A 13,216-nucleotide genomic window follows, 5' to 3' on the forward strand; every position below is an offset into this window, starting at 1 on the left:
TGATGAAAGATGTCCGGATTTGAGTAATCCCCACATCTTTTCATCAATAAACTATCTAAGCACAATAAATTGTTTTTTTTTTTGTCTAGGAATGTATTTTGGCAATACTTTCTTTTATCATGGATATTTGTTCATATTGCGTTTTTATTCTGTCTTTATAAAAAGAATTGCCATTTCTCTTATCGAAGAGTTCCGCGATTTGATTAGTCTGGGCTTCAATCCACTCAAATGTAATGTAATCCGGAAGCTTGCTTATTTTCAACTTTTCTTTTGCTTTATCGTTGAGTGAAAGGAATACATAAGATGCCAAGTAGTAGTTAAACTTTGTTTGATAATTATTGGTTTCGAGTGCCCATGGTAAATACTTTTCAAACAAGTTAAATGCTCTTCTTGGATTGATAATGGTTAGATAATTTAAGTGATAGGATAGCTGCGGCAAGAATTTCTTATTGGTTTTAATTAGTTTATAGCTCTTTGTCTCAAGCTTTTCGGCTTCGTTAAGATTTCCTTTTTGCAATAATGGAAGTAACAAAACAGCTAAAGTTAAATGAGGAACTTCACCACATCTCATTGAACCGTTTATGATGGGTGTAGCCAATTCTAAGCATTGGTCTACATTTCCGAGCAAATATTGAGAATGTACTTTTTGGTCTACTTCACAAGCTTTACAATCTGACCAATAATCAACTTCAGCGGTAATCCATTTATCATAATACAATTGAGCTAATTCAATATCACCTCGGTTTAGTGCATGTTTATGTTTATATTGATAATATGGCCGCAAACTAATTTCAAAACTAGTATATCTTTGTTTCATATCTTCATAAACCTGATCTATTTTTTCGAATGATATTTGCGGGAACTCGTCCAAATGACTAACTATCCATTTGTATCTCCACATAAGGCTTACATAATCGAATTGTTCTGAAAATTTATCGTATATTGAAAGGCACCAAGTATAGGCGACTATCGTTTTATCAATCAAACCAATATCACTCGTTGCCATTACAAGCTCTAATCTGGCGTCATATCCTTTATTAATATCGTTTAGTGCATCTGCTATTCTGACAGCCTCTTCTAACAATGAAACCTTAATCTGACTTTTTGGCAATTCTTGAACCTGATTCATTATCTTCCAATACTCTTGTTCCATCTTCGGTCTCCCCCTATTTTCTCTCAGCTGCATACTCAATTAAATTTAATAAACCCGAATTTAAAAGTTTATATTCAGCTGGGTTTAATGGCTGGTTACCCATTAGTAATGCTTGTACATATAACATTTCAATGGTTAGAGACTGCAACTGTTTTTCACGTGATTCTATTATTTTCTGTATAAGAGGGTTATTATAGTTAAAACATAATTGTGAAAATGAAGTTGCTGTAATATTCTGGCTAATATCATCGATAATCGAAGCAAATAATTCATTGCTTTGTCCCTTTGTTTGCTGAGCCGATCGAAGAAAATTCATATCTTCGTCTGATGTATATAAAACCGGTAAATCGGATGGCGAAAATCGCTTTATATCAGCAGAACACTTAAAAGTTTGTAAACATACATCTGCAAACTTAATAAATTCATATACTTCTAATCTATCTTGCAAAGAAAGTTCCTCAAATGTATCTTTAATGTCAGTGGGATCAATTTTGATCATTTCAATATCAGGGAAGAGTTCGGCCATTTTTTCTACAAGTTCAAGATCATGAACATAGCCACCATTAATAACGCATAGTCCTTGTGCTTTTGCTACCTTCGATATTTGTCTGAACTCATCTAGTGTTGTGGTGTAATAAATAGTTTCTCTATTTCGAATCTCTCCCATTGTTAAATTTCCAAAAGAAGTAGTAAATGGGAGTAAGTTAATAAATAATGTAAACAATTCATCATCCTCAACTGCAAGTGCTTTTATGGAAGAATAATGAATTGATATAATTCGCTGTAACAGACTAGGGTTGAAAAGTGAAAGTTGAATAAAGTATTTTTTTATACATTCGCCCAATTCATCTTTTACCACATCCAACATATCTTCATCATGGAAAGACTCTCTTGATACAGTTAGATTCAAATTATTAATATTAATAATTCCAGTTACAAAAAATGCCCAATCCGGTAAAATTCCTTCCATTTTATTAGACATCATCATTCGTTTTACATATACCTGGTGCTTTTTCTTAGCATTTAGACTGACTTTATAAGGAAGAATATAAACGATACCGTCTGCACCGCCAATTGTCGAATGAATCGGAATAGCATCAAGAAAATCGATATTGTATTTTGATTTTCCGAAGTAAAGCGCGTTTTCTAGTGTCATTTCCCAAGGGGCCTTTTGCTTATTGATACTGATGGAGGTTTCACCTTTTTTTAGATGGATTAAGTACGGAAGGAAACTCCCATATTTTTCTAGCGCTGATTTAATTTTTTCATATTCAAAAAACTCTTCAGATTCTTTCTTGCTTCGCAGGTAAATGCGGGTTCCTGTGCTGTTCAAGTCCTTTAATTTCTTGATTGTATAGGAGCCGTCAGATTTTCCTCTCCACTCAATCGTTTCATGGCTATGAACTGATTTTGTAATTAATACAATTTCTTCACTTACAATAAAACAAGATAGCAGTCCAATTCCAAACCTGCCAATAAAATCCTGTTCAGAAGTGGATTCCCTTTTTGAAGATCTTCCAATCTCTGATAAAAACATGTGAACTTCTTCTTCTGTTAAACCAATTCCATTGTCTTCTATGTATAAAGTTTTAATATCAGTAGAGTTATATAGTTCAACGATAATAGAACCTTCATATTCCTGGGATTCTTTTGATCGAGCAGTTATAGCATCTACACAATTTTGGAGAACCTCACGAATAAAAACATCAGGGCTGCTATATAAGTGGTTGGAAAGAATGTCAATAACGCCTTTTAAATTGACTTTAAAATTATAATTTTCCATTAATAATATTTTCCCCCTAAACAATAGTAATTTTTTTAACCTCAATTAAATATTAGCACAAAACCTTTAAGTAAACTGTAACATTTTGTAAACAGCTACCCATTTTACGACATATTCTTCCAGATAAATCAGTTCTAAGAACGTGAACATTGTACATAATAAAAACCTCATTTAGATAAGTTAGGCTGAACCTTACCATAAATAGAGGCAGTTTTTTATCTATTTTAGGATTTTCTCTAATTAAAATAGTGCCACTTTCACCACCCGATTTTTGTCGATAACTTCGACATTATTCGGGGCGTGACAGTGGCACTGTCTTTCTGTCTTTAAGATCTGTTCAACATTTTGAGGATTTATCGCGTAGCTGGAATGGGTAATTTGAAGAGAATTTGGAGGTAGTTACTTATTACTATCGTGGTTTAGGTATTTGGATAATGTTTCTTTACAAAAAAGTTTTTTATCTAATTTTTCAAAATGGGATCCTTTTGCAAATTTCAATATTCCATGTTTTTCCTTTAATAAAGGATAGTATATTCTATCTCTGCCTCTAAATTTATTATAAGACTCTGTTCTAGTTTGATTATGATAAATAAAAACTTCAGGATGAAGAGCTACTTTGATCTTCCCCTTATGAGTTAAGAAGTAATCTTCATGTTCTTTGACCTTTAATCTGTCATCCCAGGGATAACGTTTTAAGGTATCTGTTCTTGCTAGAAAAAAATTGTGGATAATATCATAAAGCTTAAATCCAAAAGACTCTCCAGAAGATTCTTTAGTGTGTATTAGAACTCCATTTTCACATAGTAACTTTCCATGGTAGCTGTGGACCCTTTTATTCCAAATCCATTTTCCCCCAACAATATCGATATCAGAGTTTTCAAGAACATATAGCAATTTCTCTAGGCTTGTTTCTTTGATAAAGCAGAAATCATCATCAAGTTGTAGGACATAAGGGGTTTTAACTTGTCCAACTAGATAATTTCGTCCTTTAGCGATACCACTATCAAAAGGAATTATATGGTATTCAACATCTTTACGTGATATTGGACTCTGACTATCATCTGCTACAATAATTGGAAGATTTGGATAGTACTTTTTAATACTTTTTATTAATATATCTAAGCTTTGCGGACGATCAATAGTTTTTATAATTGCTGTGATTTTCTCCTCAATCCTTAACTGCACTTAAATACTACTCCCCTCTATAATCATTTAATGGTTTTTTCTTTCTTCCATAGAAGCATACGCAATAATTGATTACACTGACTTTTAGTCCTCCGTATACAATTAAATACTGCAACTGACCCTAGTAAATATCGTATGTTAAAAAAAAAATCCTTGTATAAACCATTGTCCTAAAAGCAGAATATTTTAATCGTGTAAATGGTAAATATGATGATATTCCAATCCTTTTTAGCCGAAAAATTAAGGTGGAATATTTTTTAGAAAAGTGAAACTTCATCAAACAACAATTAGAATCGCTGTTTAAAACCCATGGATATGATGAATTATGGGAGTGAAAATTGGTAAAAAATTGCCGGTTAAACAGGATGCGGTGAACCGTATCATAAGTAAATGAGGTTTTTGTGCAAAAAGTAACAGCACCCTCTAATTTGATGGAGAGGTGCTGTTTTGTTATTTGAATGCCAAGATGAGCATTTGTTGCATGAATGGTTGTTTTTGCTCAATCAGGATTTTCTTATCCAAATGAAGAAAAAGAATGACCAAATACAAAAAATGGCTGAATTCCTCCCCTTGCGCTTTTGTTTACTTTAATATTCTCCCTTAATTACAAAATACGAGCCCCGAATTGTTCCAGCTAGTTTCGACTTCTGCCTAGCAAACTTAAACTTTCCTTCTAACTCCTTTGGTACCTCCATCCCCTCAGAAAGCTTAAAACCAACGGCCCGCTTCTTAGGGTCATCAACCGTATACATGACGTTAACCGAAAGACCATCCTCATAAAAGACGTAGGTAAATTTGATATTTTCCACTTGAAAACGCGACGTTTCTAAAGGTTTGGCCGCAAACTCAATATCACGTTCTTCTTTCAAAATTCGGTTCACATAATCAAGGGTCTCTTGGCTTTCGCTAGCTGGTACAACCGTAAATTCATGCTTGTATTTGTTCATAAAGTACCGGGCTTCATTAGCACGTAAACCAGCAAGCGCTTCTACTACAGGTGAAGACTCTAAACCAACCGTAGACACATTTTTAAAATCAACGGTATAGGACAATTCCATCTCTCCTTTTATTTCTTTATTTCCTAACAACCGGAATCCACATTTCACCAAATACTAAGCCGTTTCGCTGCCCCATCTCAACCGACGTATTTGGTCCGCCAACATAGGCAAAATCCTTTGCTTCTGGCAAGACTTGACCAAAGGCAATACCAGTAAGCATATTACTCAACTCACCAGCCGTCGCTGCTTCTCCTTTTACAACCAGGTATTCTCCTTTAGGAAATTGAATCACTCTGGATGCTTCTGGTAATGATGCCTCTGTCATAACGCCAGCATAATGCATCATCTTGTTATTCACGGCTTCATTTACGGTAAAAATGTAGTCATTTGTGGCTACGGCTTTTAACATGTTAAGCCTTCCATCTTGTTTGACGGCCGACCAAAAGTCTGCCTTTTCCTTGTTTATGCCAGCATAGTCTGTGTAATCGCTCTTAAGCTCAGTTCCAATACCTAAAACGGTAAAGCTGTCTTTTTCTTCTAGGGTATAATCTGCCATATTCAAAACCTTCCTCTTTTTTAAATTAATCAAATGATTTGTCTTTTCACTTGATGAGTTTATAATAGCCTTAAATCATGTCAAAAAATGATACTGTTTAGGAGGTCCCGATGAAAAAAGTTGAACGGATTAATATCATCATGCGGTATATCAACAACCGCGCTCACTTTACAATTTCTGAAATCATGCGAGAATTTAACATCTCTCGTTCGACTGCTATTAGAGATATCAGAGAAATTGAAGCCATGGGGATGCCGCTTGTCGCTGAAGTTGGAAGGGATGGGGGTTATTTTGTCATGAACAACTCTGTCTTGCCCACTGTTCGCTTTACCGATAATGAGATTAAAGCTCTTTTTATTGCCTTTATGGCCACAAGAAATCAACAACTCCCTTATCTAAAGAGTCGTCAGTCTTTAGCTGAAAAATTACTAGGCCTCATCTCAGAAAGCCAGCAAGATGACCTTGTTCTTTTAAATCAAATCTTGCTTTTTGAAGGGACCAACCCCAATAATCCCGACCTACTTGATCTGTCAGACCTACCCCATCCCATGTTAGAAAAACTCATCCAAATCCTTCTTTTGGATAGCTATTTATTGGTTACCATCAAAGAAGAGAAGGTAATAAAGTCTTATCCAATTTATCTCTTGCACCTTTATCGTGAAAAAAGCCTTTGGCTGATTGAAGGCTTTGACTTAGAGGAAGAAAAGAGGCATATTTTCCCTGTCGACAACCTCACCAATGTCAAACCATACCCTACGAAAAAAAGATTAAGTAAGAAAAAGATTTTAGAAAAACTAAGTAAGCAGGAAGAAGTAATTAACCTTGTCCTTGAACTTGGTCCAAAGGCGATAGCCCAGTTCAAAAAATACCATCCTTTAAAAGTTTCAATTTCCTATACGAATCCTTACCAAACCACAGCCATTCTAAAGACTTTTATCAATGTTAATAATCCCGAAGAATTGACCGAAATAACAAATTGGCTACTTTTCCTAGGTGGGGATATCAAGGTCAGGGAAGTTCCAGAAGAAGTCTTAGAAGGTATACAAGAGAGATTATTCTTATTCTGCCCATAAGCAGTGCTAGTTAAAACCCAAATAATTTTGAGCTTGGCCAGTTGCCAGTTACCACTTATTTTCGCACACCACGTTTCTCCACTGCTGTCGGATCAGTTAAGCGGTATTCCACAGATGCTAATTGCAATTGCCGAATTTGATTATTTAAAAGTAGAGTGTGAGGCATAAGCTGTAAAACTTGCACGCAGCGGGGTCAATACGAAGCTTATTCAGTACAATAGTATAGATCATGCTTTTATGGTTAGAATTGGTTTTAGCCGCAAGCGGATGATTTATTGAATGAGATTGCAAAAGAGATTAAGAGAAAGTTTGCCATAATTTTATGGAGCTTGTTCAAAAAATACGGTCTTTGAACAAGCTCCAATTTAAAACATATTTATTATGAATGTTTTTTGTTTTTCATTGTATTAAAAATGTAATAGGGGTCACTATATATGCCCATCAAGCTAAACTTATGTAAGTTTAATTTTAGGTGAGATTTTTCTTCTTTCTACAAACCAATGTGGGTTAGTTATCGAATTCACTAATATCACGATCTACAATATTAATCATTGTTCTTTTTTTTCATATCACCTGGTGCGAGTAAATCAAGCATAGGTTGACGTGCTTCAGGTCCATATGCCACACTTCCTACAGGAACAGCATTATCTACAGCTTCACTTACTTTTGCAATCCATATAGGTCCAAATCCTCCACATAGCTCAATCATTTGTACCCCATCTTTAACAAGGTGCTTCGCGATTGGTATTACATGGTCTTTGTCATTAAAATCGATTCCAATAGCAGTAAATTTACAGTGCTGATTTCTAGTGGTGATTGTATTTTTTTCTGGGCTAAATCCCGGAGATAAATAAATATATGCCCAATTGTGAAGCGCCATAAAAATCATCCTCCTATTTAATCTAATTGTTTTATATAAGAATTATAAATACAAATATTGTTTTTTTGCAAATAAGCTATCTGCACCATAAATTTACAAGCTATTATAATAAGGAGAAAAAAATTCGTTTTGGTTGTATTTCAAAAAACATGAGGTTGATGGACCCCGGTTAGGGGATTAAAGAAAGCCAGTGAGCAGGCTCTTATTACAGCAGCTTGCCCGAACATGAAAAAGATTGCCACACACTTAGCAAAGATGGGTTAAGTAAAGGGCAATCTTTTTTTAGTCAAAAAAGCTCTGAAATTCGAGGTTTAGATTCCCGTATAATAAAAAATTGCCGAGAAAAAATACCCCTTTCTATTTTTACTGCCAAATTGTATGGAAGACTCCTGCTAAATCGCATCGTTCATAGGTGTGAGCGCCGAAGTAATCCCGTTGTGCCTGCAATAAGCTGGCATTGGAAGTGCCTTTTCGATAACTGTCATAATAAGAAAGGGAAGCACTTAAACAAGGGAACGAGATGCCGGAAACGACGCCTTCACAGACAACTTTCCGCAATCCGATTTGGTATTCTTTCACCTTTTCAGCAAAATATGGGGCGATTAGCAAATTAGTCAAATCTGGCTGCTCTTGATACGTTTGACTGATAACGTTTAAAAATTCTGCACGAATGATACAGCCACCGCGGAAAATGAGTGCGATATCCTTTAAAGGCAGGTCCCATCCGTAAAGTTCAGAAGTCATTTTATACTGTGTAAATCCTTGAGCATATGCACAAACCTTACCCATATACAATGCCTGTCTAATGTACTCTATCCACAAATGCTTATCTAAGTTCTGCGGATCCATCTCTGGTCCTGACAGGATATTTTCAGCGTTAACCCGTTCTTCTTTTAAAGAAGATAGATAACGGGCAAATAATGATTCTGTAATAATCGATGCTGGGATTCCGTTATCAATAGCTTGAATACTTGTCCATTTACCAGTGCCTTTTTGTCCTGTTTTATCGAGAATCACATCAATCAATGGCAAGCCAGTTAGTTCATCTTGCTTCCTTAAAATTTCTGCCGTGATTTCGATTAAATAGCTTTTTAGCTCACCTTGATTCCACGTTTCAAAGATCTCAGCAATTTCTTCAACCGATACATGTAATTTTTCTCTTAAGAATGTGTAGGCTTCAGCAATCAATTGCATATCAGCATACTCAATCCCGTTATGTACTATTTTCACAAAGTGACCTGCACCTTTTGGACCAATATACGTACAGCAAGGGTCACCTTCCACTTGGGCTGCGATTTTCGTAAGAATAGGAGCAGCTTTTTCATAGACGTCTTTATCGCCGCCTGGCATGATAGAAGGACCTGTTAAAGCACCGACTTCTCCGCCAGATATACCAATTCCTAAAAAACCGATTCCATTAGACTTCAGGTCATCATATCTTCGTGCTGTATCCTCGTAATGAGAGTTACCTCCGTCCATAATCACATCGCCTTTTTCAAGAAAAGGTATTAATGAGCCTATCACCGAATCGATTGCTTTACCCGCAGTAACCATCACAAAGATTTTTCTTGGAGTTTCTAATGACTGGACAAAATCTTGAATTTGGTAGTAAGGAGTAATTGCTTGTCCATCAAGTTTTTGGACGAGTTGATCGGTTAAATCCCTTGTATAATTATAAACAGCGACATGCTCACCTTTATTCGCCATGTTTAAAGCTATATTACTGCCCATTACCCCTAAACCAATAACACCAATTGTATTTAACATCTAGTTATGCTCCCTTTTATAAGATTAATAGGCAGTAAAACCCCTGTGTTTTAAGTAGGGTTTTACTGCCTTGAAGGCTTATACAAATAAGCTTAGTAATAGAATAAATCCTAGCCCTGCTACGGAAATAATCGTCTCAAGCAAGGTCCAAGTTGCAAATGTTTCTTTCATGCTTAAACCAAAATACTCTTTGAACATCCAGAAACCAGCATCGTTTACGTGGGAAGCAATCAAGCTACCCGCACCAGTTGCAAGTACCACTAAAGCTAAGTTAACGTCAGATTGTCCTAACATTGGAATAACTAAACCAGCAGTTGTTAAGGACGCAACAGTTGCTGAACCTAAAGAGATACGTAAGATTGCAGCAATAATCCAGGCAAGAAGGATGGGAGATAAGGCTGTTCCTTTGAATAATTCAGCAACATAGTCACCTACACCGCCATTAATCAATACTTGTTTGAAGGCTCCGCCGCCCCCGATGATTAACAGCATCATCCCAATATGTGAAATTGCAGTTGTACAAGATTCCATAACATTTTTGATAGGAATCTTTCTAGCTAATCCCATAGTATAAACAGCAACTAATAAAGAGATCAACATCGAAGTACCAGCATCCCCAATAAAGCGGATTGCTGCTAGGAAACCATTATCTTCAAATCCCATTGTTTTTTGCAGCAAAGTAATAATCGTAGCAATTGACATTAAAATTACAGGAAGTAAAGCGGTAAAAACACTGATTCCAAAACCAGGCGTTTCTTCAAGTTTAAATACTTTCTGTTCCCCTAATGAGGCAATATTGCCCGTTTTTGTAAAAGATGCAGGTACTAGCTTTTTAGCAATCTTCGTAAATACAGGTCCCGCTAAAATAACCGTTGGAATCGCAATAATGAAACCGTAAAGTAATACTTCACCAATGTTTGCACCATATTCACCAGCAATAACGGTTGGTCCTGGATGTGGCGGAAGGAATCCGTGTGTGACGGATAAAGCTGCAGCCATCGGAATACCGAGATACAAAATAGAAATCTTTAATTGTCTTGAAATGGCAAATACGATTGGAATTAATAATACAAGTCCTACTTCAAAGAATAAAGCAACACCAATGATGAAAGAGGCAGCAACGACAGCCCATTGGATATTCTTTTCACCAAATTTGTTAACGAGTGTCATCGCAATTCGCTGTGCGCCACCTGAATCGGCAATTAGCTTACCTAACATCGCCCCAAGTCCAAAGATTAGCGCTAAGTGGCCAAGTGTTCCGCCTAGTCCTGCTTCAATGGTTTTGACAATTTCTTCTAAAGGCATTCCGAGTGCTAAAGCAACACCAAAAGATACGATGATCAAAGAAATAAAGGTGTTTAATTTGAAGCCCATGATTAAAATTAGTAATGCTAAAATTCCAATTGCAACAATAACTAATGGCATCTTATTTCCCCCTAAAATTTTATATTGTTGTGTTTAATAAACTTCTTTGATAGTTGGCAATCCGAGTATAATCGTCTGTTAATACTCGGGAAAGATGAATAAAAATCGGCAGTAACTGTCTATATTCTTTAGCGGCCTCTTCTTTAGGTGTGTGTTTGTAGGTGCTGCCGACCATTTCAGAAACAACTTCAAAGGAGTCAATTTTTCCTGTCGCATACAGCCCTAAAATGCAGGCACCGAGACATGAGCTTTCGTAGCTTTCTGGTACGACTACTTCAGATTCGAAAATATCGGACATCATTTGCCGCCAAACTTCCGATCTTGCGAAGCCTCCTGTTGCTTGAATCCGGGTTACAGGTCCATCCATACATTCAGTTAAGGCTAGATATACGGTATATAAGTTATATATAACTCCTTCTAATGCTGCACGAATCATGTGTTCTTTCTTATGTGACAAAGTTAATCCAAAAAAGGAGCCGCGGACGTCAGGATTCCATAGTGGTGCACGTTCCCCTGCGAGGTAGGGATGGAACAACAATCCATCTGCACCAGGCCTCACGCGTTCAGCAATCTTGGTTAAAACCTCGTACGGATCAATTCCTAATCTTTTCGCCGTTTCAACTTCTGCTGAAGCAAATTCATCCCGGATCCAGCGTAGAACCATTCCACCATTGTTTACCGGTCCACCAATGACCCAATGCTTTTCGGTTAATGCATAGCAGAAGATTCTTCCTTTTTCATCGATTTGCGGTTGATCAATGATGGTTCGAATTGCACCGCTTGTCCCAATCGTGACCGCAATCTCACCTTTTCTAATCGCATTTACACCGAGATTGGAGAGGACCCCATCGCTTGCCCCAATGACAAAAGGTGTTTCTGGATCAATCCCCATCTGTTTCCCTAACACTGGATTACAGTTGTTGAATCGTTTAGTTGTCGGGACGAGTTCCGATAAATGATCCCGTGTAACATCGGCAATTTTTAATGCTTCATCATCCCAATCCAGTGTTTTCAGATTCATCATCCCCATGCAGGATGCCAGGGAATGATCGACTACATATTGATCAAAGAATTTTTTAAAGATATATTCTTTAATTCCGATATACTTTTGAGCCTTGACAGCGATTTCAGGACAGTCATTTACGATCCATGCTATTTTCGTTAATGGTGACATAGGATGAATCGGAGTTCCTGTTCGTTTGTAGATTTCATGCCCATTCAATTCATCTTTTATTTTATGGGCCCATGCTTCACTGCGGTTATCAGCCCACGTAATAACAGGCGAGAGTGGCTGGTCATTTTCGTCTATGGCAATGACACTATGCATCGCACTGCTAAAGGAAATAAACGATAGCTTCTTATTGGGATGCTTGTTCGTTATGTTCGAAATAGCCTGTAACACAGCCTGGAAAATTTCTTCAGGATCCTGCTCGGCTATTGAAATATTGGGTGTGTAAAGAGGGTAACCGATATTCTCTGTTTGAATGACTTCGCCTTTTTCAGTAAATAATACAGCTTTAGTACTTGTGGTACCGATGTCAACACCTAACATGTAGCTAGTCATTTTCTTGAACGACTCCTTTTGAAAGCATTTGTTGTGACCTCCAAAGGTCCTCTACTTTACCTTGCACGTCATCAAAATTTTGGTGCAAGGACTTAATCATAAGGTTTCTATCTTTTGTTCTGATGGCTTCAATATAAAGCTCATGATTGTTGATAATCCGAGTGAAGTCATCATATTTGTCTTTGAATCGGCCACGCATCGATAAAAGTATGAAGCTTTCCATAACCGGCTTTAAATTATTCCAAATCATGAGGATATAGGAATGATTAACGGCCCGAATAATCGTTTCATGGAATAAAACATCCTGGAAGGAAAACTCATCTGCATCACAGTACTTTATCGCAACTTTCATCATTTCAAGGATTTTACTAAGTTCTTTTACTAACTCACTCGTCTCCATTCGTGCAAGCCGTTCAAATACAAACGTTTCTATTAATAACCGGACATCATAGATTTCTTCAATTTCTTTTTCGGATAAACCTATGACAACAGCACCCATTCTTTCCAATCGGATTATGTTTTCGGAAGCCAGTATTTTTAATGCTTCCCGGACGGGTGAACGACTTACAGAAAAATCTGCTGCTAATTTATTTTCAGATAAGATGGTACCGCTTTCAATCATGCCAGAAATAATCTGCATTCGAAGTTCGTATGCCACGCGATCTCCAGCTGAGGCTTTTGAAAGCCATTTTTCAGGATATAAAAATTCCCTTGATTCGGACATAAATCCACCTTCTTTATTATTCAAGTATACTTGTATACAAGTATAATAACAGAAATGTTTTATTTTGCAAGCGCTTTTATTAATCTATTTATGGGTTCTGTCGAAATT

Annotated in this window: 11 protein-coding genes; 1 reads left to right on the forward strand and 10 read right to left on the reverse strand. The window is 36.7% G+C overall.

The window, feature by feature from the left end:
• Window positions 1–85: 85 nt before the first annotated feature.
• The 5 genes from V7150_RS07235 to V7150_RS07255 all read right to left on the reverse strand — a co-directional run bounded on the left by V7150_RS07235 (window position 86) and on the right by V7150_RS07255 (window position 5,675).
• Entirely contained in the window at window positions 86–1,153 is a 1,068-nt protein-coding gene (locus V7150_RS07235; RefSeq protein ID WP_335515524.1) for a hypothetical protein, read from the reverse strand.
• Window positions 1,154–1,166: 13 nt separating this feature from the next.
• Window positions 1,167–2,936: an HSP90 family protein gene (locus tag V7150_RS07240; RefSeq protein WP_335515526.1), complete on the reverse strand. Its 1,770-nt coding sequence runs from the start codon at window positions 2,934–2,936 to the stop codon at window positions 1,167–1,169.
• Window positions 2,937–3,335: 399 nt separating this feature from the next.
• Window positions 3,336–4,121: a glycosyltransferase family 2 protein gene (locus tag V7150_RS07245; RefSeq protein WP_335515529.1), complete on the reverse strand. Its 786-nt coding sequence runs from the start codon at window positions 4,119–4,121 to the stop codon at window positions 3,336–3,338.
• 587 nt (window positions 4,122–4,708) lie between these two features.
• Window positions 4,709–5,173 (reverse strand): phage tail protein, encoded by a 465-nt coding sequence (locus V7150_RS07250; protein ID WP_335515532.1) that lies wholly within the window; start codon window positions 5,171–5,173, stop codon window positions 4,709–4,711.
• A 22-nt stretch (window positions 5,174–5,195) separates the two neighbouring features.
• Complete coding sequence (locus tag V7150_RS07255) at window positions 5,196–5,675, reverse strand: GyrI-like domain-containing protein (RefSeq protein WP_335515534.1); 480 nt, start codon at window positions 5,673–5,675, stop codon at window positions 5,196–5,198.
• 110 nt (window positions 5,676–5,785) lie between these two features.
• Between V7150_RS07255 and V7150_RS07260 the strand changes: the two genes are divergently transcribed.
• Entirely contained in the window at window positions 5,786–6,748 is a 963-nt protein-coding gene (locus V7150_RS07260; protein WP_335515537.1) for a helix-turn-helix transcriptional regulator, read from the forward strand.
• Between the two features lie 544 nt (window positions 6,749–7,292).
• Here V7150_RS07260 and V7150_RS07265 read toward each other — a convergent pair.
• The 5 genes from V7150_RS07265 to V7150_RS07285 form a co-directional block, all read right to left on the reverse strand.
• Window positions 7,293–7,628: a DUF6506 family protein gene (locus tag V7150_RS07265; RefSeq protein ID WP_335515540.1), complete on the reverse strand. Its 336-nt coding sequence runs from the start codon at window positions 7,626–7,628 to the stop codon at window positions 7,293–7,295.
• A gap of 363 nt (window positions 7,629–7,991) precedes the next feature.
• On the reverse strand, window positions 7,992–9,395 hold the full coding sequence (gene gnd, locus V7150_RS07270) for a decarboxylating NADP(+)-dependent phosphogluconate dehydrogenase (RefSeq protein ID WP_335515542.1): 1,404 nt from the start codon (window positions 9,393–9,395) through the stop codon (window positions 7,992–7,994).
• A 78-nt stretch (window positions 9,396–9,473) separates the two neighbouring features.
• Window positions 9,474–10,820: a GntP family permease gene (locus tag V7150_RS07275; protein WP_283920920.1), complete on the reverse strand. Its 1,347-nt coding sequence runs from the start codon at window positions 10,818–10,820 to the stop codon at window positions 9,474–9,476.
• Window positions 10,821–10,839: 19 nt separating this feature from the next.
• Entirely contained in the window at window positions 10,840–12,384 is a 1,545-nt protein-coding gene (gene gntK / locus V7150_RS07280) for a gluconokinase (protein ID WP_335515545.1), read from the reverse strand.
• A complete protein-coding gene (locus V7150_RS07285) occupies window positions 12,377–13,108 on the reverse strand; it encodes a GntR family transcriptional regulator (protein ID WP_283920918.1) in 732 nt (243 codons plus the stop codon). Before V7150_RS07285 ends, gntK begins: the two co-directional genes overlap by 8 nt.
• Between the last annotated feature and the right edge of the window lie 108 nt (window positions 13,109–13,216).

The organism is Neobacillus drentensis (assembly GCF_036965245.1).
GTDB classification, from domain to species: Bacteria; Bacillota; Bacilli; order Bacillales; family Cytobacillaceae; genus Neobacillus; species Neobacillus drentensis_G.

Bases quoted from the DNA above. Each gene is read 5' to 3' on its own strand.
- V7150_RS07235 (WP_335515524.1), bottom strand. From the start codon at position 1,153: ATGGAACAAGAGTATTGGAAGATAATGAATCAGGTTCAAGAATTGCCA.
- V7150_RS07240 (WP_335515526.1), bottom strand. From the start codon at position 2,936: ATGGAAAATTATAATTTTAAAGTCAATTTAAAAGGCGTTATTGACATT.
- V7150_RS07255 (WP_335515534.1), bottom strand. From the start codon at position 5,675: ATGGCAGATTATACCCTAGAAGAAAAAGACAGCTTTACCGTTTTAGGT.
- V7150_RS07260 (WP_335515537.1), top strand. From the start codon at position 5,786: ATGAAAAAAGTTGAACGGATTAATATCATCATGCGGTATATCAACAAC.
- V7150_RS07265 (WP_335515540.1), bottom strand. From the start codon at position 7,628: ATGGCGCTTCACAATTGGGCATATATTTATTTATCTCCGGGATTTAGC.
- gnd (WP_335515542.1), bottom strand. From the start codon at position 9,395: ATGTTAAATACAATTGGTGTTATTGGTTTAGGGGTAATGGGCAGTAAT.
- V7150_RS07275 (WP_283920920.1), bottom strand. From the start codon at position 10,820: ATGCCATTAGTTATTGTTGCAATTGGAATTTTAGCATTACTAATTTTA.
- gntK (WP_335515545.1), bottom strand. From the start codon at position 12,384: ATGACTAGCTACATGTTAGGTGTTGACATCGGTACCACAAGTACTAAA.
- V7150_RS07285 (WP_283920918.1), bottom strand. From the start codon at position 13,108: ATGTCCGAATCAAGGGAATTTTTATATCCTGAAAAATGGCTTTCAAAA.